General features: G+C 38.9%; 1 pseudogene. It reads right to left on the bottom strand.

From position 1 onward, the window contains the following. Positions 1 to 122: 122 nt before the first annotated feature. Positions 123 to 587: pseudogene (locus tag K5R89_RS27110) on the bottom strand (HNH endonuclease); the annotation flags it as partial. Positions 588 to 1,064 lie beyond the last annotated feature (477 nt).

Raw genomic sequence — 1,064 nt, forward strand, 5'->3', positions numbered from 1 at the left:
CGAAGAAACGGTCTAAATAGGCTGATTCAAGGCATTTACGGGAGAAAAAATCGGCTCAAACATGAAGAAATGAAATGGCTGAGTCAGCCGAGAAGAATTTCCCCGCTTATTCGCACCTTCCCTAGAGCAGTGATCAAATCATTATCTGAGTAAAAATCAATGCTTGAGCTTTCGTTCGTACTAAAAAAATCTAGTTCTTTTATTGCCTGAACAAGTTCTTCACGGATAGTCCATAAATTTCGCTTTGGGTTTCCTTTGATTTCTCTACTTTTCATGACTGTAATGAATTTTGTCCCGGAAGCAATCTTTCCGACTCCTTTAACCTCGAATCGGCCAAGCTGCTTCTGAACTCTTCCACCCAACCCATTGATTACACCATTAGCACTCATACTGTGCAGGTCGTACTTCTTGCCGATATCGAAACATGTACAGGAATGGTCTGGCTCAATGAACCATTTTTTTAACGCTGCAATACTTTTGTCATCAAAAACTTTTTTATCCCTTAATAAAATCTTCCATTCTTCAACGCTAATATCTATATCACAGACGTATTCACCATCAATTACTTCACATATTTTTTCAATCATGTCCATAACTCTCTTGTAACACAGGCTTTGTAATAATGTAAAATCCGTTACACGGCGTTGTATGTAATGTCATTGTCTCTTGGACTCCTACAGTCCAAAACAACTTTGTGTTTTGTTGTCCAAAAACTTTTTGTTGCCGTGAGTTCTCACTGAGATAAATCTCGCCTTGAGCGTATCACATCAGCAGACTTCCTCTCAACCTTATGGACTTAACCCGGTCATTCTTCACGACAAAGAAAGTACGGCATTTTACATGACGAAGAGACGGTCTCAGCTTCACATGACCGGATAACGTTTTTAATGTACTTCATTATTACGGCACGGGTGTTCAACGAGTATTTTTAAATATTAATCATTTTGTTTAACGGGTGGATACCTACAAATTTTAACATTTACTAGACTTTGTTGAATAAATAAGATTTCGTGCGAACGACCCTGTAGCTGGCTGGATTTTCAGGCAATACGCACGCTTTCTGG

This window comes from Klebsiella sp. TF21-TM (genome assembly GCF_019753495.1).
Classification (GTDB): Bacteria; Pseudomonadota; Gammaproteobacteria; order Enterobacterales; family Enterobacteriaceae; genus Klebsiella; species Klebsiella quasipneumoniae.